Raw genomic sequence first — 17,645 nt, forward strand, 5'->3', positions numbered from 1 at the left:
ATGGGCCCAGGGCCGGATGGTGACGCGTCCGTGTCCCGGCCCCGGAGAATCGTTACGAGAGGACGTAACGCCTAACCTTGAGCGCCGCCGTATCCGCAGGCCGACCACAGAAAGCCGGACGACTTTGGGAACCGAACAGCGCATCGACCAGCTTCGAGAGCTCCGCCGCCAGGCTGAGGGCGGAGGATCCCGGCGCGCGGTGGACCGCCAGCGCGAGAAGGGCAAGCTGACCGCCCGGGAGCGGATCGCTCTCCTGCTCGACCAGGGGAGCTTCCAGGAGATCGACACCTTCGTCCGGCACCAGTCGCGTGGATTCGGACTCGAGGACCGGCGACCGCTCGGGGATGCGGTGGTAACCGGCTATGGAACCGTCAACGGCCGGACCGTCTTTGTCTTCGCCGAGGACTTCACCGTTTTCGGCGGGAGCCTCGGTAAGGCGGTGGCCGACAAGATCACCAAGGTGATGGACATGGCCATGAAGGTCGGTGCGCCGGTGGTCGGGCTGAAGGACTCCGGCGGGGCGCGCATCCAGGAAGGCGTGCAGTCGCTGGACGGCTACGGGAGGATCTTCTACCGCAACGTGATGGCGTCGGGGGTGATCCCCCAGGTGTCGGTCATCATGGGTCCGTGCGCTGGCGGAGCGGTCTACTCCCCCGCCATCACCGATTTCGTCTACCAGGTGGACGGCACCAGCCACATGTTCATCACCGGACCGGACGTGATCAAGGCCGTCACCGGCGAGGAGGTCACCTTCGAGGACCTGGGCGGCGCCAACACTCACGCCTCCACCTCGGGGGTCACGCACTTCGTCTCCGACTCCGGCGCAGACGCCCTGGACGACGTCCGCTACCTTCTGTCGTTCCTCCCCCAGAACAACATGACGCCGCCCCCCTACTTCCCGCCTGACGACTCTCCGGACCGGGCGGACGACCATCTCGACTCGATCATTCCCGACTCGCCCAACCAGCCCTACGACATGGTGGAGATCATCGAATCGGTGGTGGACGCGGGCGAGTTCTACCAGGTTCACGAGCACTGGGCCCGCAACATCGTGGTGGGACTGGCCCGCCTCAACGGCCACTCCATGGGCATCGTGGCCAACCAGCCGAGCCATCTGGCCGGGACGCTCGACATCGGAGCGTCACAGAAGGCGGCCCGGTTCGTACGGATGTGCGATGCCTTCAACATTCCGATCATCACGTTCGTGGACGTGCCCGGATTCCTGCCGGGTGTGGAGCAGGAGCACGGCGGCATCATCCGCCACGGCGCCAAGCTGCTCTACGCATATTGCGAGGCCACCGTTCCCAGGGTGACCGTGATCACCCGCAAGTCCTACGGAGGCGCCTACCTGGTCATGAACGCGCGCGGCGTGGGCGCCGACCTGGTCTACGCCTGGCCGTCGGCCGAGATCGCGGTGATGGGCGCCCAGGGGGCGGTCAACATCATCCATCGCAAGGAGATCGCCACCGCCGCCGACCCCGATGCCAGGCGGGACGATCTGGTCGAGGAGTACGAGGACCGCTTCGCCAACCCCTACGTGGCTTCCGAACTGGGCCTGGTGGACAGCGTCATCGAACCCCGAGAGACCAGGGTGCTTCTCATAAAGGCGTTCGACATGCTGCGCGACAAGCGTGACTCGCTTCCACCCAAGAAGCACGGCAACATCCCGCTCTAGGAGGGTACTGGAAAATGTCCCGTTGGCCCGATGTCCAGCAATAGACCCCTGATCACAGCACCGCGGGCCAAGCCATCCCCATCTTTTTCAGCACCCTCCTGAGACCCTCGTGCCGACGCAGAGCCTGAGCATGGACTCCCTCCTGGTCGCCAACCGGGGGGAGATAGCGGTACGGGTGATCCGGACCGCCGCCGAACTGGGGTTGCGGACGATCGCGGTGTACTCGGAACTGGACCGGGACGCCCTGCATGTCGACCTGGCCGACGAGGCCTGGAACATCGGCGGTCCTCCCGCCTCGGAGTCGTACTTGAACGCCCGGCGCATCCTCGATGTCGCCAGACAGTCGGGCGCTGACGCTATCCATCCCGGCTACGGGTTCCTGTCCGAGAACGCCGGCTTCGCGCGCATGGTGGAGGATGCGGGCATCACCTGGGTGGGGCCGCCGGCCCGCGCCATCGAGCTGATGGGCGACAAGATCAGGTCGCGGCAGACCGCGGAGGGGGCCGGGGTGGCGCCGGTTCCGGGGACCACCGAGGCTGTCCACAGCTCGAAGGAGGCCGCCCGGATCGCCTCGCGAATCGGCTACCCGATCGCGGTGAAGGCCTCCCACGGCGGCGGGGGCAAGGGTCTGCGGGTCGCCGCCAACCGCAAGGAACTCGGCAGCGCCATCGAGGGCGCCCGGCGGGAGGCGGAGGCGTACTTCGGCAACCCGGCGGTCTACCTCGAGGCCTACCTCGACCGGGCGCGCCACATCGAGGCCCAGATCATCGTGGACCGGCACGGCAACGCCCGCTTTCTCGGTGAACGGGACTGCTCCGTGCAGCGCCGTCACCAGAAGCTCATCGAGGAGGCGCCCTCCACGCTGCTCACCCCCGAAGGCCGGACGGCGCTCGGCGAGGCCGCGCTCGCCATCGCCGAGGCCTGTGACTATGCCAACGCCGGCACCGTCGAGTTCCTGGTCCGGCCCGACGGAACCTTCTATTTCCTCGAGATGAACACCCGCCTCCAGGTCGAGCACACGGTGACCGAGATGGTGACCGGACTCGACCTGGTGGCCGAGCAGTTGGCCATCGCCGACGGCCATCCGCTCTCCTTCGATGAAGTACCGGTGGTCGGGCACGCCATCGAGCTACGCATCAACGCCGAGGATCCCGCCGACCGGTTCCGCCCCTCGCCCGGGACCGTGACCGAGTACCAGGAGCCCGGCGGGCCGGGCGTGCGCGTGGACTCGTGGATCACCCCGGGCACCTCGGTCAGCCAGTACTACGACAACCTGCTGGCCAAGCTGGTGGTGTGGGGCCGGACCCGGGAAGCCGCGATAGCCCGGGCCGAACGGGCCCTGGACGAGTACCGCGTGGCGGGCGTGGCGACCACCATTCCGGCCCACCGGGCGGTGTTGTCCCACCCGGTCTTCGTCGCCGGGGAGGCCCACACCCGGTTCGCCGAAGAGGAGCTGATGCTCGACCCCGAGCCGTTCGACCGGGGCGAGGCCCAACCCACCGAGGATCCGGGACCGGGCCGCGAGATGACCGTAGAGGTGGGCGGGCGGAAGTTCGAAGTGACCTTCTGGCCTCCCGCGGTCCAGCATCCGGCCGGGGATCGCCCGATGCGGCGGCCACCCCAGCGCAGGACTACCGGAGGGCGGGCGTCCACCGAACCCGGCATGGTGCTGTCACCCATGCAGGGCACCATCGTCAAGGTGTCGGTCAAGGCGGGCGACCGGGTGACTACAGATCAGCAGATCTGCGTCCTCGAGGCCATGAAGATGGAGAACGAGATCAAGAGCCCCATGGACGGGGAATTGGTGGAACTGAAGGTCCAGCCCGGCGACACCGTCCGCACCAACGAGGTAGTAGCCATCATCCGCTAGCAAGGTGAGGAGTCGCCTTGCTGAGTCTCAACACAACCCAGCCGGGCGTGATACCGGCCCGGCGCCAGGGCGTTGATGTTGGCCTCGTGGCTGATGACGCCTCGGGGCAGTGGCAGGCGTTCTCCAATCGGAATCACAATCATCATCCAATCAGTAGCGTAGAAGCCTTCCAATCTGTATCGTAGGTTCCGTGGACAGGTACATCGCCAGGATCGTCGACGGTGAGTTGGACGAACTGGTTGCCGGATTGCCGGCGATATCCATCGAGGGCCCGAGGGCGGTGGGCAAGACCGAGACCGCGCTGCGGCGGGCCGGGACCGTTCATCGCCTCGACGACGCCAGGCATCAACAGATCATCAGGGCCGAGCCCGAGCGCGTCGTGACCGGCGAGCCTCCGATCCTGATCGACGAGTGGCAGCGCATGCCGCACTCCTGGGATCTGGTCCGGCGAGCCGTGGACCGCGATCCGGCCGCCGGGCGGTTCCTGCTGACCGGTTCGGCCGCACCTGCGGAGGCCCCGACCCACTCGGGCGCGGGGAGGATCGTGACCGTGAGGATGCGGCCCCTGTCTCTGGCCGAGCGCCGCCCGGGAGAGGCGACCGTCAGCCTCTCGGGCCTGCTCCGCGGCCGGAGACCGTCACTGGGGGGCAGCTCGGACATGCGCCTGACCGACTACGCCGACGAGATAGTCCGGTCGGGCTTCCCCGCGATGCGAACCCTCTCTCCCCGCTTGCTCCGGGCCCAGCTCGACGGGTATATCGATCGCATCGTCGAGCACGACTTCAGCTACCTCGGCCGCAGCGTCCGCGACCGCCGGTCGCTGCGGAGTTGGATGACCGCGTTCGCGGCCGCAACCTCCACCTCGGCGTCCTACGCCACCATCCGCGACGCCGCCACGCCGGGAGAACCGGACAAACCGGCCAGATCGACCACGATCGCCTACCGCCGCATCCTGGAGCAGCTCTGGATGATCGAGGAAGTGCCGGCCTGGCTCCCCACCAGGAACCGGCTCACACGCCTGGCCGCCTCCCCCGTTCACCAGCTCGCCGACTCCGCCCTGGCCGCGTGCCTGCTCGGCGTGGACGCGGACGCCCTGGTCGACGGAGTCGACGCCGGCCCCGCCATGCCCAGGGACGGCACGCTGCTCGGCGCCCTGTTCGAGTCTCTCGTCACGCTGTCGGTGCGGGTCTACGCGCAGGCCAACGAGGCCCGGGTCTCGCACTTACGGACCCGGGCCGGCGAGCGAGAGATCGACCTCATCGTGGAGAGGGCCGACGGCCGGGTCGTGGCGCTCGAGGTGAAGCTCTCGGCTCTGATCGACGGCAACGACGTGAGGCATCTCCGCTGGCTGGCCGGTCGGATCGGCCCCAACCTACTCGACGCGGCGGTCATCACCACCGGCCGCGAGGCCTACCGGCGCCGCGACGGCATAGGTGTGATCCCGGCCGGCCTCCTCACCGCCTGAGCCGGGCCGTCCCCGATCGAGCCCGCCTCACAGCTCCACAGCCAAGCCCCGCGGCGCTGTGCCGGACCCCTCATACGGGCACAATTAGCCCCGTCGGCGCCGTTTCCTACCGAGACGACAGGCCGGAACGCGCGAAACCGCGAGTCGCGAAGAGCGAACAGAATCTCGAAAGCAATTCCGGTTTTTTGGCGGAAACCGGACCCACCCACCGCAAAACCACCCCCGCAAGACCGTAACCACGCGAACAACCCACCGGTGGTTATCTGGGGGTTCGGTACGTCCGGGCTACCGATCCGGAGGTGGTCCAACTCCGGCTGACGTTCCTAGGCGCGGAATTGGTGGGACCGGGACCGAGCTAGTCGCCGGCGTCGGAGATGGACTCCGAGAGGGTGGGATGCACCATGAGGGTCTCCCGCAGGGTCTGTACCTTGATCCTTCCGCGGGTAGCCAGGGCCAGGATTCCGATCAGCTCCGATGCCCTATGGCCGACGATGGTCCCGCCCAGCACCACCCGGGTGGCCGGATCCGAGACCACCTTGGCGAAGCCTCCGGTGCTCCCGTGGATGAGGCTGCGGGGGTTGGCGGTGAAGGGCACCTTGGTGATGCGGACCTTGCGGCCCTCCGCCGCGGCGTCGGCCTCCTCCAGGCCGACGGAGGCGATCTCGGGCTCGGTGAAGATGGCCTGGGCCACGTTGGCGTAGTCGATGGACTGGCCGGGATGGCCCACGACATGCCTTGCCAGGTTCCGTCCCTGCTGGTTGGCGACCGACGACAGGAGCATCTGGCCGGTGACGTCGCCCGCCGCGTATATGTGGGGAACCGAGGTGCGCTGGTACTCATCCACCACGATGTAACCCTGGTCGGTCTTGACGCCGACCTCTTCGAGGCCCAGTCCCTCGGTCATCGGCATGGCGCCCACCGCCAGCAGGGCGTGGCTCCCATCGACCCGGCGACCGTCCTCGACATGGACCGTCACACCGTCCGCGGTCCGGTCGATCCCCACCGCCCGGGCGCCCTTCAGCAGGCTCACGCCCCGCTCCAGGAAGTCGGCTTCGAGCGCTGCGGCCACTTCGGCGTCACGGTGCGGGAGGACATGGTGGCGGCTCACCAGGAGCGACACTTCCGATCCGAGGCTCTCGAAGATGTGGACCATCTCCACCCCGGTCACGCCCGACCCGATCACCACCACATGCTCGGGTGGAGCGGGCAGGTCGTAGACATGGCGGGTCGTCAGGATGCGCTCACCGTCCACTGTCGCCCAATCCGGGACGCGGGGTCGCGATCCCGTGGAGACCAGTGCGGCGTCGAAGGGAATGACCCTCTCGATCTCGTCAGCCGTCGCAACCGCCAGGTTGGGACCCGTGAACCGTCCGCGACCGTGGACGATCTCGATACCCTGGCTCTCGAGCAGCTCGACGGAGCGGTCCGAGATGGTTCTCGTTATCGCCTGTATCCGGTCGGCCAGGCGGCCGAGGTCCACCCCGGCGCCCGGGCCCACGATTCCCAGGTCCGCCGCGTTGTGTATCGCCTTCATCCGGATGGACTGGGCGGCCATCGCCTTCGACGGGATGCAGTCCCGGAGATGGGCGGCGCCGCCCACCACCGAATCCTCCACGAGGACCACATCGGCCCCCAGGGCGGAGGAGGTGGTGGCCGCCGCCGTGCCGGCAGGCCCGGCCCCGATTATCAGGAAACGTAGTGATGCGTCCTCACGATTCATCCGCCTGCCTCCATACTTCCTATCGGAACCCGAGCCCCGTTACCGGGCGCGGTGAACGCCGAAGACCTGCCGCAGAGCATCCGAGACTTCGCCCAGCGTGGCGCCTGCGGCCAGCGCATCCTTCATCGGATACATGATATTGCCGGTTCCACGTGCCGTCTCCGACAACCGCTCCAGCGATCGGTCCACCGCCCGCCGGTCGCGGTCGGCTCGCCACTCACGCACCATCGATCGTTGGTCGGCCTCAACGGTCGGATCGACGCTCAGGGCCTGCACCGTCACGCCGGCATCATCGGTGAACCGGTTGACTCCGACCACCGTGTCCTCCCCCCTCTCGACCCGTATCGAGGCCCGGTAGGAGGCGTCTTCGATCTCGCGCTGCGGGAAGCCCTGCTCGATCGCGGCCACCGCCCCGCCCAGCCGATCGATCTCGTCGATGATCCGCCCGGCCGCTTCCTCCAGCCGGTCGGTGAGGCTCTCCACGTAGTAGGAACCGGCCAACGGGTCCACGGTGTCGGCCACGCCCGATTCCGCGGCCAGGATCTGCTGGGTGCGGAGGGCGATGGTGGCAGAGCGTTCGGTGGGCAGTCCGAGCGCCTCGTCGAATGCGTTGGTGTGGAGTGACTGGGTACCCCCCATCGTGGCCGCCAGCGCCTGGACGGTGGTGCGGACGATGTTGTTCTCGGGTTGCTGGGCGGTGAGCGTGGAACCGGCCGTCTGGGTGTGGAACCGCATCCGCTGGGCGGCAGGGCCGGTGGCGCCGAAGCGCTCTCGCATGATGAATGCCCACATGCGCCGGGCGGCCCGGAACTTGGCCGCCTCCTCGAACAGGTGGTTGTGCGAGTTCCAGAAGAACGACAGCCGGGGGGCGAACCGCTCCACCTCGAGGCCGGCCTCGATGGCGGCCTCCACGTAGGCGATGCCGTTGGCAAGCGTCAAGGCGATCTCCTGGGCCGCCGTGGCACCGGCCTCGCGGATGTGGTAACCGCTGATGGAGATCGTGTTCCAGGAGGGAAGCTCCCGGCCGCAGTAGGCGAACAGATCGGTGACCAGCCGCATCGACGTCTTGGGCGGGTAGATGTAGGTCCCCCGCGCGATGTATTCCTTCAGGATGTCGTTCTGTACGGTCCCCCGGATCCGCTCCGGCGGCGTGCCCTGCTCTTCGGCCACCAACTGGTAAAGCAGCAGCAGCACGGGCGCCGTGGCGTTGATCGTCATCGAGGTGGTCACCTCCCCAAGCGGCAACCCGTCGAGAAGAACCCGCATGTCGGCCAGGCTGTCGATCGCCACCCCCACCTTGCCGACCTCGCCCGCCGCCGGCGGCTCGTCCGAGTCGATCCCCATCTGGGTGGGAAGGTCGAAGGCGGTGGAGATACCGGTCTGTCCGGCGGCGAGGAGCTTCTTGAAGCGCCGGTTGGTCTGCCGGGCGGTGCCGAACCCGGCGTACTGGCGGATGGTCCAGGGCCGGCCCCGGTACATGGTCGGGTAGGGACCGCGGGCAAAAGGGAAGCATCCGGGATCGCCGAGGTCGCCGTGAGGCTCCGGGCCGTAGACCACATCGATCTCCAGATCGCTGGAGGTGGCGCGCCGCGGCGGTGCCGGAGTATTGGACAAGAGCAGGGGTATCCTGGCTAGCCGATGACCCGGCATCCTACTGACCACGAAAGTCCGTCGTGACCGGCCCGAACATCCATGAAGTCGAGCGGGGCGAGCTGAAGCGCCGGTGGTCGCTCGCTCTGGTGCTGAGCGTGGCTATAGCCATGATCGTCGCCACCTGGATCGGGCTCTTCGGCTTCCTCGGCGTCAATGCCGCCTACGCCACCTTCGACCGGCTCCTGGACCGGTGGCTTCCCCAGATCGAGACCGAACCGACCCTGCTGGCGTTCCCCGACCTGTCCCGGGTGTCCCACGTGTACACCGAGGACGGGACCCTGCTGGCCGAGCTGCACGCCGGGCGCATCTCCGAACCCGTCCGCTTCGTCGATGTTCCCGAGACCCTCGTCAACGCCATACTGGCCGCCGAGGACGGAGACTACTTCGACCACCAGGGAGTCGACTTCACCGCCATTGCCAGTGCGATACGCGACCACATAACCGGGGTGGATCGCCGGGGCGGTTCGACCATCACCCAGCAGGTGGTCAAGAACAACATCGTCGGCGACGAGCAGACCATCCAGCGCAAGATCCTGGAGGCCCTCTACGCCATCGAACTCGAGCAGCGGCACACCAAGCAGGAGATACTCCAGTTCTACATGAACTCGGTCTACTTCGGCTGGTCGGCATACGGGGTGGCGGCCGCCGCCCGCGAGTACTTCGGCAAGGAGGAACTCACCGACCTCACCATCGCCGAGTCGGCCACCCTGGCCGTCACCATCCGCAACCCCACCCTCTACGACCCCCGTCGCCAGCCCGAGCGAGCCGAGGACAGGCGTAACGACGTGATCGACGCCATGGCCGCGGCCGGGGATATCAGCTACGAGGCGGCCGCCGCGGCCAAGGAGGCGCCGTTCCTGATCCAGCAGCCTGAACCGTTCACGAGCCCGGCCGAGCACGTGGTGGCCGAGGTGCGCCGCCAGATCCTCAACGACAGGGAGTTCGACGAGCACTTGGGGTTCACCAACGCAGAGCGACGCCAGGCCCTCTTCGGATGCCCGGCCCACGAGGAGGACTGCGAGGGAGGAGGCGGGCTCAACGTCTACGTAACAGTTGACCTGGATCTCCAGAGTGCGGCCAACCGGATCCTGCGATCATGGCTGCCGCTCGCTGAAGAGGACAGCACCGACACCCGGGGGGCGCCGACAGGGGCGATCGCCATGGTCGAGAACCACACCGGGGCGGTCCTGGCGATGTCGTCCGGCCTGCCGTTCGAGCAGGAGCAGTTCGATCTGGTTATCCAGGGCCGCCGCAACCCGGGCTCGGCCTTCAAGCCCTTCGTGTTGGTCGCCTACCTCGAGGCCGGCGGGAGCCTCCAGTCCTACTGGGATGCCCGCAGCCCCCTGGAGATCGAGTGCGAGGACCCGTGCGGTCCTGACGGCGGTTACGTGTGGACTGTGCGCAACGCGGGCTCGGTGGACGACCTGCTCACCGTGGCGCAGGCCACCGAGCGGTCGGTGAACACGGTCTACGCCCAGCTCTCCGTCCTCGTCGGGCCTCCGGCGATCATCCGCACCGCCCACAAGATGGGTATCACCTCGGACCTGGAGGAGGTCTACTCCCTCGCGCTCGGCGCCGGCGTGGTGAGCCCGCTCGAGATGGCCTCCGCCTACAGCACCTTCGCTACCAACGGCGTCCACGCCGAGCCGTACCTGATCTCCCGGATCACCGCCGACGACGGAAGGGTCATCTACGATCGCAAGGTCAGGACCACCCAGGCGGTCGATCCGGTGCTGGCGGCCGCGGTCCGGAGGCCGATGGAACGGGTGGTCTGCTGCGGCACGGCCCGGCGGGCGGACATGGAGGGCGTACCCCAGGCCGGCAAGACCGGGACCCACCAGGCATACCGGGACGCCTGGTTCGTGGGATACGTGCCCAACTTCACGACCGCGGTCTGGGTGGGCTACCCGGACGAGCAGATCTCGCTGGAGAACGTGGTGATAAACGGCGAGACCTACACCCGCGTCTTCGGCGGTTCGGTTCCGGCGCCCATCTGGAAGGAGTTCATGGAGGTAGCCCTGGCCAAGTACCCGGTGGGCGAGTTCCCTAGCAGCCTGGGCATCGGCTACTACAACGAACTTCCCTTCACCGAGGTGCCGGAGGTGACCGGGATGACAACTTCCGAGGCTCGTGACGCGGTCCTCGGCGCTCACCTGATGGCGGAGGTCGAGGAGGTGCTCTCGGCTGAGTCTCGGGGGACCGTGCTGGGGTCGGATCCCGTGGCCGGGCAGGAGGTGGACCAGGGATCGACCGTGACCATCCGGGTCGCCGGCGAGACCAGCGCCCTGGTGGTGCCGGCGCTGGAGGGCCTCAGTTCGGAGGAGGCGCTGGAAACCATCCAGATCGCCCAGGAAGCAGCCGGGACGGCGGTGTCCATCGAGATCCTGTACCAGCCGGCGGATGACCCCGAGTTGGTGGACCGGGTGCTGCTAACGGTGCCGTCAGCCGGTGAGTTGGTGGCAACAGACGGCGCTCTTTCGCTGGTGATCGGTAGATAGCGGGATCAACCCTTTTTTCCATCGTTCGATAGAACTCGATCCTTGGTCAAAAGTGAGAAAAAATCCTGAGAACGCTAAAAATACCCTATTGATAGAATAGAGTTTCGGTGGCATATTGGGGTCATGCGGTTCGCAGCGCCCGGTACTGTCCGTCAAGACGAACGTCCTCCCGTCGCCACGGACATCGCGCCGTTACCGGGCGCCGCGCTCCGCGTATCGGCGCAGGAGCGCTACCGGATCACTCCCCGGCTCTGGCCCGAGCACCTCTGCCCCGGAGTCGAGCCGTCCCATCCTTACGTACTCACCTACTGGACGGCCGCCCTGGGACCCAACGCCGTTTCGGAGCTCCTGCGCCTGATCACCGCAGCCAGACGCCGGTCGGAGATCCCGCATCCGAACTTCCTCTCGGTGCTGTGCCGGGAAGGCCTGGTCCATTTCCACAGCCGGGCGGTGTGGGTGCGGCCCCTGCTCCCGCCGATCGGACGCCATCACGTGGGCCGTCTCGCCCCGCGACTGCGACAGCAGCATCGCCGCGACCTGCTCTCAGTTCATTACCGGTTGCCTCCCGGCGAGTACTAGGGCGTGTTCACGCCTTGAGCGTTCGTTCTTGTAGGGGGTGCCATGGTTGGTCGACCACGATCAACCAGCAGGGGAGGTCTTCTGTCATGCCTCGCAACCTATTGTCACCTGAGCGGTGGCAGGTTACACTGCCTGGTGATCGTCCACTTCTGGCACGAGGGTCTGGAACTCCTCTACGAAAGGGGGGTACCGATGCCGCATACCGCACGCTCACGTTCCCAAAGTCGAGCGGATCCTGGCGCGTCGTGTTCCGGTTCCAGGGTGTCCACGTGACCGACGTCGACTTGGTCGACTACCACTGAAGTAGGAGAGAACGCCATGGCAATGAAGAACCCACCCCATCCCGGATTGTCCGTACGACATAACTGCCTGGAACCGCTCGGGCTCAGCGTCACCGAAGCGGCGAAGAAGCTCCGGATTAGTCGCAAGCAGCTATCGGAAGTCGTCAACTGCCGGTCGGGCATCTCGCCCGAGATGGCAATCCGGCTCGACAAGGCCTTCGGAGGAGGCGCCGACACCTGGTACCGACTCCAGGCCGCCTACGACCTCGCCCGAGCACTGCAGAACGCCGACCAGATCGAGGTCGAACGTCTCACCGCCGTCACCTAGCCTCGAGCGGGCCGCCGACCTGCTGGGAGGGTCGAGCCGCCTGCTGGTCTTCACCGGCGCAGGGATCTCGACCGAGTCCGGGATCCCGGACTTTCGCGGCCCCGACGGCCTGTGGAATACCGTCGACCCCGATGATTTCACTTTCGAGCGGTACCTGGAGTCCGCCGCCGCCCGCCGGAGGAGCTGGCTCAGGTGGTCGACTTCACCACTGCGCCAGGCCAGACCCAACGAGGGACACCTCGCGATAACCGAGTTGGCCCGGATGGGTCGGTTGGCGGGCTGCGTGACGCAGAACATCGACGGTCTCCACCGGGCGGCCGGCCTGGCAGATGAACTGCTGGTCGAGGTACACGGCAACGTCTGGAAGGTGCGCTGCCTGGCGTGCCCGGCGGAATGGCCCACCGAGGCGGTGTTCGACCGGGTGGAGGGCGGCGAGGAGGACCCTCACTGCCCCCGCTGCGGCGGCATCATCAAGCTGACCGTGATCTCGTTCGGGCAGGCCATGCCCGCCGCTGAGATGCACCGGGGGTATACCATGGCGCAGGCCGCCGACGCTGTCCTGGCGGTGGGCACCACCCTGTCGGTCTGGCCGGCCGCCGACATCCCACTCGCAGCCGCCCGCCGCGGCGTGCCGTTCGTGATCGTGAACCTCGGCCCGACAGACGGTGACGGGATCGCCGATCTCAAGCTCGAGGCCGGCGCCGGCCCCACCATGACCAGGCTGGTCCGACTCCTCGAATAGCGGGGTGCTCCGATCCGGCCGGAGGTCGGGTAGCCTGCCGGTATGGGCGCTTCCTACATGGACCTCGTCACCGAGGCCCGTCGCCGGATCAGGGAGATCTCGACCGACCAGCTGGCCTCGCTCGACCCCGGCCAGATCATCCTGATCGACGTCCGGGAGGACCCCGAGCTGGAACAGGGCAAGATCCCCGGCGCCTACCACATCCCCCGCGGGGTGCTGGAGGGGAGCATCCACCTGGTGTCGCCACCCACCGATCAGCCCCTTGTGATCTACTGCGCGTCGGGGATCCGCTCGGCGCTGGCGGCGTCCACACTCCAGACCATGGGCTACACCGCCGCCTACTCGCTGGCGGGCGGGTTCCAGGAATGGAAGGCCCGCGGGGGTCCCTGGGAGTTACCCAGCGGCCTCCCTGACGATCAGATGAAGCGGTACGACCGTCACATCCGGCTTCCCGAGATCGGGGAAGCCGGCCAGCGCAAGCTGCTCGACTCCCGGGTCATGATCGTCGGCGCCGGCGGCCTGGGCTCGCCGGCCGCCCTGTACCTGGCCGCCGCCGGCGTGGGAACCCTGGGCATCGTCGACCATGACCGGGTGGATATCAGCAACCTGCAACGCCAGGTCCTGCACAGCACGCGGACGGTGGGTAACCCCAAGGTCGAATCGGCCCGTGACACCATCCGGGCCCTCAACCCGGACGTGTCGGTGGAGACCCGTGACCAGCGCCTGAGCGCCTCCAACGCCCTGGACATCCTGGACGGCTACGACCTCATCGTCGACGGCGCCGACAACTTCCCCACCCGGTACCTGATCAACGACGCGTCCATCCACCTGCGGATCCCGGTGGCGCACGGATCGGTGTTCCGTTTCGAGGGACAGGTCAGCCTGTTCGATCCCGTGAACGGACCGTGTTACCGGTGCCTGTTCCCCGAACCCCCCGCACCCGAGCTGGCGCCCAACTGCGAGGAAGCAGGGGTGCTGGGCGTCCTTCCGGGTGTGGTGGGAACGCTGCAGGCGGCCGAGGCAATCAAGTGGTTGACCGGGATCGGGGAGAGCCTGGCGGGACGGCTGCTCACCCTCGACGTCCTCACCCACCGGTTCCGGATCCTCCGGTTCGCCAAGAACCCGGGTTGCCCCTCCTGCGCCGACCCGGCCTCGCCTCCACCCATCGTGGACTACGACCAGGCCTGCCGGGCGTCGGTCAGCGCGCCCCGAAACCGCTGAGGACAGTCCAGAAGCTCCTTCCCAGAATCTCGAGATCGAGCCACGGGCTCATGTGCTTGACGTAGAACAGGTCGTAGGTCAGCTTCTCTACTGTGCCGGCCTCGCCATCGGCGTATCCGTGGTTGATCTGGGCCCAGCCGGTGACACCGGGCCTGATGAGATGGCGCTGGGAGTAGAAGGGGATGGTCCGATCGAAACGCTCCACGAACTCCACCTGCTCGGGTCTCGGTCCCACCAGGCTCAGGTCGCCCTTGAGCACGTTCCACAGCTGGGGTAGCTCGTCGAGCCGGAAGCGGCGGATGTTACGGGCGGCGGGAACCACCCGATCGTCGTCCCGGCTGGTGAAGGACGCTCCCTGCCGATCGGGATCGTGCCACATGGAGCGGAACTTGTACTGAGTGAACGGCGCTCCCCCCCGACCCACCCGAACCTGGCGGAAGATCACCGGCCCGGACGAGCTGAAACGGATGACGGCCGCCGTGACACCCGCCAGGACGAGGGTGGCAGGTGCGGTTGCTAGCACAGCCAGGATGTCGAAGAGCCGCTTTCCCGGTAGGTAGGGAGCGGTCCGGACTACGGGCGTGGAGAGCTCCCATCCCTCCGCCAGCGACACCACGGGCATCCGGCCGGTATGCATCTCGTAGACCTGGGAGATGGGCCGCACGTCCATCCCGGCCAGGGTGCAAGAGGATACGTACTGGGCCAGACGGGGGGACAGCGCCGCCTTCAGGTCGACCCCCAGCACCACCCCCGGCTCGAGCGGTTCCAAGCGCTCCTCCGTGGCCGGATCGACCACGGCTAGGACCTCGGTATGGGGAGCGTCCCGGAGGTCGTCGACCAGAGCCTGCTCGCCGGTGATCAGGACCAACTCCTCGGTCCAGGGGCGGCGCCGCAGCCAGGCCCGATGGGCGACCGCGCCCAGCGCGAAACAGGCCATCGTCCATACGATGAAGGAGCGGGAGAAGTAGACCCGCGTGGCGACCAGCGCCAGCGCGGTAGTCCCCAGAACCATGAGGGTCACGGCCAGGGCCCGTCCGTATCCGGGCCGCGGAGCACTCCCAACCAGCAGACGTGACCCGACCCATTCGGCCCCGGCCAGGCCGGCGAGCATGATCATCAGGAGCGACCAGATCTGCGGCTCGAATTGCCAGGGGAAGAGGGTATCGAAGCTGATGAAGGAAGCGACCACCATCGACGCGATGAGCGTGGCCGCGTCCAGCAGTGCTTGAGCCCTTAGGAATCTGAGCCGCATCTACCGACCTATCGGGAAGGCTCCGGACAGCACGAGGCCGGCCGGCGGGCGGGCAGCGCCATCACAACCACCCCTCCCGAGCAGCAGGCCCCCTCATTCCGTAGTGCCGGAGCCCTGCTCGGCCAGATCGGCCACCAGCTCGACCAGGGTACGAACCCCGAACCCCGAACCTCCCTTCGACTGGTAGTGCTCGTTGCGAGTCCAGCGGGCGGGACCGGCGATGTCGAGATGTGCCCAGGGGACGTCGCCCACAAACTCCTGCAAGAGCAACGCAGCCGTCAGCGCGCCACCCCAGCGGCCGCCGATGTTCTTCATGTCGGCCATGGGAGTGTCGAGCTGGCGGCGGTACTCCTCGGGCAGCGGGAGGCGCCACACGCGCTCGCCGGCCTGCTCTCCGGCCTTCTCGATCCGGTCGATCAGCGAGTCGTCGTTCCCCATCACTCCGGCGATGGTGTCACCGAGCGCCACCTTGCACGCACCCGTCAAGGTGGCCAGGTCCACCATCAGGTCCGGTCCGTGCTCGACCGCGTAGGCGAGGGCATCGGCCAGGATCAGCCGCCCCTCGGCATCCGTGTTGAGTACCTCGATGGTCTTGCCGTTGCGGGTGGTGAGCACGTCGCCCGGCTTGGTCGCCCGGGATCCGGGCATGTTGTCGGTGAGCGGCGCCAGGCCGAGCACCTTCACCGGTAGCCGGAGCCGAGCGATGGCCTGCATGGCGCCTACTACCGCCGCCGCGCCCGACATGTCGGTCTTCATCGTGGCCATAGCCTGAGCCGGCTTGATGCTGAGGCCGCCGGAGTCGAAGGTGATCCCCTTGCCGACCAGCGCCACGAACGTCTCGGCGCCCTCCGGCTCGTACCACAACTCCACGAGGCAGGGATCCCGGTCCGAGCCGGCCGCCACGCCCAGCAGCCCACCAAAGCCGCCCTCCTCGAGGTCCGGCACATCATGCGTCTCGAGGCGCAGGCCGGAACGCTCCGCCATCTCCGCCACCCGGCGTTGAATCTCTAGAGGTGCCTTGTCCCTGGCCGGGGTGTTGACTAGGTCACGCGCCCAACTAACCGCGTCGGCAACTACCGCCCCAGCTTCGCAGTCGGACCTCTCCCCCGCGCCCACCAGCAGGAGGGAGTCGGTACGAGCGGGCTCCGGCTTGCTCCTGAACCGGTCGTAGGAGTACTGGGATAGCAGGAATCCCTCCACCAGGGGCGCCGCCTGCCCCTCCACGGCCAGCGTCATGGCCACCGAAGCCTCCTTCGATGCCTTCCGGCCCAGGATCCCGGCGGCCCTGCGGAGGGTATCCGAACCCGGGTCCTCCCCTACGCCCAGCGCCACCACCGTGTGCGGACTCTCCGACCCGGTATCGAAGGAGTAACTCTGGCCGGCATCCCCTTTGAAGCCGACCCGCTCGAGCGCCCGCTCGAAACCGGCGCCCAGCGAGGCTACGTAACCGTCCGCACCGCCCTGCCAGGCAAGGCCGGGACCGGCGACGAGGCCGAGTACCCCGGCGCGTGACGCCGCCTCCTCATGCGATTCCACCAACTCGATATCCAACTGCGACTCCAGTTCTGACGCGGACAATTGCCGATCGGGATCGGAGAAACGGATGCTAGCCCTGCGCGGCCAGTGGCCAGTGGCCACTCAAAGGGGTGAAACGCCCGCTGCCAGCGCCCGGATGAGAATGACTGAGCCGAGCGAGGTCAGGACCGCCAGGTAGCTGAGGCCGGTCGCCGCCATCACCCCCGGGTACGACGGGTAGCCGAGAGCGAACCAGACTGCGGCCATGAGCACGACACTGGTGGCCGCCAGAGCCACGGACGCTATCAGGGGCACCGCCGAAGGTGCCGGTGGAAGGCCCGGCGCGAAGTGCACCAGCCAGTCGAGGGCCACCGCCGCGCCGCCGACCACCGCCAGGGCGCGGAGTGGCCAGCGGGGCATCCTCGGACTCACCAGGAACCAGTGCCCGAGCAACATCTCACCCGTTATCCCGCCCAGCGCGGCGCTACCGGTGATGGCAGGCACGGGGGAACCCGCCGCCGCTCCCACCAGGAAGGACAGGGACGACAGGCCGAGAGTGACAGTGGCCGCCCGGCTGTTCCTGGCCACGAGCGCGGCGCCCGCGCCCAGCAGCACGGCCGCCGCCGCCAGAGCGCCCGGATCGAAGTACCAGGCCCCCCCGCCGATCAGGACCACGGTGGCGGCGACAAGCCACAGGTAACCGCGACCGACGATACGCCAGTAGGCCACCGCCGCACCGGAACCGGCCACGCCTGCCGCCCACATCGCCAGGACCACCTCGGGACTGAATGCCAACTCCGACCCGAACATGGCCTCCGTTTCCGGTCTACCGTCCACCATCCGAGA

At 67.7% G+C, this 17,645-nt stretch carries 13 protein-coding genes; 8 read left to right on the forward strand and 5 right to left on the reverse strand.

The annotated features are described in order from the left end of the window. Window positions 1–124: 124 nt before the first annotated feature. The 3 genes from ACOQPD_RS04105 to ACOQPD_RS04115 all read left to right on the forward strand — a co-directional run bounded on the left by ACOQPD_RS04105 (window position 125) and on the right by ACOQPD_RS04115 (window position 5,010). Window positions 125–1,675, forward strand: a complete 1,551-nt coding sequence (locus tag ACOQPD_RS04105) for an acyl-CoA carboxylase subunit beta (protein ID WP_420613634.1) — start codon at window positions 125–127, stop codon at window positions 1,673–1,675. Window positions 1,676–1,784: 109 nt separating this feature from the next. Beyond that, a complete protein-coding gene (locus ACOQPD_RS04110; RefSeq protein WP_420613635.1) occupies window positions 1,785–3,545 on the forward strand; it encodes an acetyl/propionyl/methylcrotonyl-CoA carboxylase subunit alpha in 1,761 nt (586 codons plus the stop codon). 190 nt (window positions 3,546–3,735) lie between these two features. Beyond that, a complete protein-coding gene (locus tag ACOQPD_RS04115) occupies window positions 3,736–5,010 on the forward strand; it encodes an ATP-binding protein (RefSeq protein WP_420613636.1) in 1,275 nt (424 codons plus the stop codon). A 355-nt stretch (window positions 5,011–5,365) separates the two neighbouring features. On the opposite strand, the gene ACOQPD_RS04120 is transcribed toward ACOQPD_RS04115, so the two are convergent. Further along, window positions 5,366–6,730: a dihydrolipoyl dehydrogenase family protein gene (locus ACOQPD_RS04120; RefSeq protein WP_420613637.1), complete on the reverse strand. Its 1,365-nt coding sequence runs from the start codon at window positions 6,728–6,730 to the stop codon at window positions 5,366–5,368. A 39-nt stretch (window positions 6,731–6,769) separates the two neighbouring features. Beyond that, complete coding sequence (locus tag ACOQPD_RS04125) at window positions 6,770–8,344, reverse strand: acyl-CoA mutase large subunit family protein (protein WP_420613638.1); 1,575 nt, start codon at window positions 8,342–8,344, stop codon at window positions 6,770–6,772. A 59-nt stretch (window positions 8,345–8,403) separates the two neighbouring features. On the opposite strand from ACOQPD_RS04125, the gene ACOQPD_RS04130 reads away from it, so the two are divergent. The 5 genes from ACOQPD_RS04130 (at window position 8,404) to moeB (ending at window position 14,032) form a co-directional block, all read left to right on the forward strand. Next, window positions 8,404–10,881: a transglycosylase domain-containing protein gene (locus tag ACOQPD_RS04130; protein ID WP_420613639.1), complete on the forward strand. Its 2,478-nt coding sequence runs from the start codon at window positions 8,404–8,406 to the stop codon at window positions 10,879–10,881. Between the two features lie 123 nt (window positions 10,882–11,004). Next, window positions 11,005–11,460 (forward strand): hypothetical protein, encoded by a 456-nt coding sequence (locus ACOQPD_RS04135; protein WP_420613640.1) that lies wholly within the window; start codon window positions 11,005–11,007, stop codon window positions 11,458–11,460. Window positions 11,461–11,778: 318 nt separating this feature from the next. Then, on the forward strand, window positions 11,779–12,069 hold the full coding sequence (locus ACOQPD_RS04140) for a HigA family addiction module antitoxin (protein WP_420613641.1): 291 nt from the start codon (window positions 11,779–11,781) through the stop codon (window positions 12,067–12,069). A 64-nt stretch (window positions 12,070–12,133) separates the two neighbouring features. Continuing rightward, window positions 12,134–12,811, forward strand: a complete 678-nt coding sequence (locus tag ACOQPD_RS04145) for an SIR2 family NAD-dependent protein deacylase (RefSeq protein ID WP_420614345.1) — start codon at window positions 12,134–12,136, stop codon at window positions 12,809–12,811. Between the two features lie 42 nt (window positions 12,812–12,853). Then, window positions 12,854–14,032: a molybdopterin-synthase adenylyltransferase MoeB gene (gene moeB / locus ACOQPD_RS04150; protein WP_420613642.1), complete on the forward strand. Its 1,179-nt coding sequence runs from the start codon at window positions 12,854–12,856 to the stop codon at window positions 14,030–14,032. Here moeB and ACOQPD_RS04155 read toward each other — a convergent pair. From ACOQPD_RS04155 to ACOQPD_RS04165, 3 genes are all read right to left on the reverse strand, one after another. Continuing rightward, window positions 14,010–15,284 (reverse strand): sugar transferase, encoded by a 1,275-nt coding sequence (locus ACOQPD_RS04155; RefSeq protein WP_420613643.1) that lies wholly within the window; start codon window positions 15,282–15,284, stop codon window positions 14,010–14,012. The two genes, moeB and ACOQPD_RS04155, sit on opposite strands and share 23 nt — an antisense overlap. Window positions 15,285–15,377: 93 nt before the next feature. Continuing rightward, entirely contained in the window at window positions 15,378–16,835 is a 1,458-nt protein-coding gene (locus ACOQPD_RS04160; RefSeq protein ID WP_420613644.1) for a leucyl aminopeptidase, read from the reverse strand. 87 nt (window positions 16,836–16,922) lie between these two features. Further along, complete coding sequence (locus ACOQPD_RS04165) at window positions 16,923–17,639, reverse strand: hypothetical protein (RefSeq protein ID WP_420613645.1); 717 nt, start codon at window positions 17,637–17,639, stop codon at window positions 16,923–16,925. Window positions 17,640–17,645: the final 6 nt, after the last annotated feature.

The organism is Candidatus Spongiisocius sp. (assembly GCF_965221825.1).
Classification (GTDB): domain Bacteria; phylum Actinomycetota; class Acidimicrobiia; order Spongiisociales; family Spongiisociaceae; genus Spongiisocius.

Bases quoted from the DNA above. Each gene is read 5' to 3' on its own strand.
- ACOQPD_RS04120 (WP_420613637.1), bottom strand. From the start codon at position 6,730: ATGAATCGTGAGGACGCATCACTACGTTTCCTGATAATCGGGGCCGGG.
- ACOQPD_RS04135 (WP_420613640.1), top strand. From the start codon at position 11,005: ATGCGGTTCGCAGCGCCCGGTACTGTCCGTCAAGACGAACGTCCTCCC.
- ACOQPD_RS04140 (WP_420613641.1), top strand. From the start codon at position 11,779: ATGGCAATGAAGAACCCACCCCATCCCGGATTGTCCGTACGACATAAC.
- moeB (WP_420613642.1), top strand. From the start codon at position 12,854: ATGGGCGCTTCCTACATGGACCTCGTCACCGAGGCCCGTCGCCGGATC.
- ACOQPD_RS04155 (WP_420613643.1), bottom strand. From the start codon at position 15,284: ATGCGGCTCAGATTCCTAAGGGCTCAAGCACTGCTGGACGCGGCCACG.
- ACOQPD_RS04165 (WP_420613645.1), bottom strand. From the start codon at position 17,639: ATGGTGGACGGTAGACCGGAAACGGAGGCCATGTTCGGGTCGGAGTTG.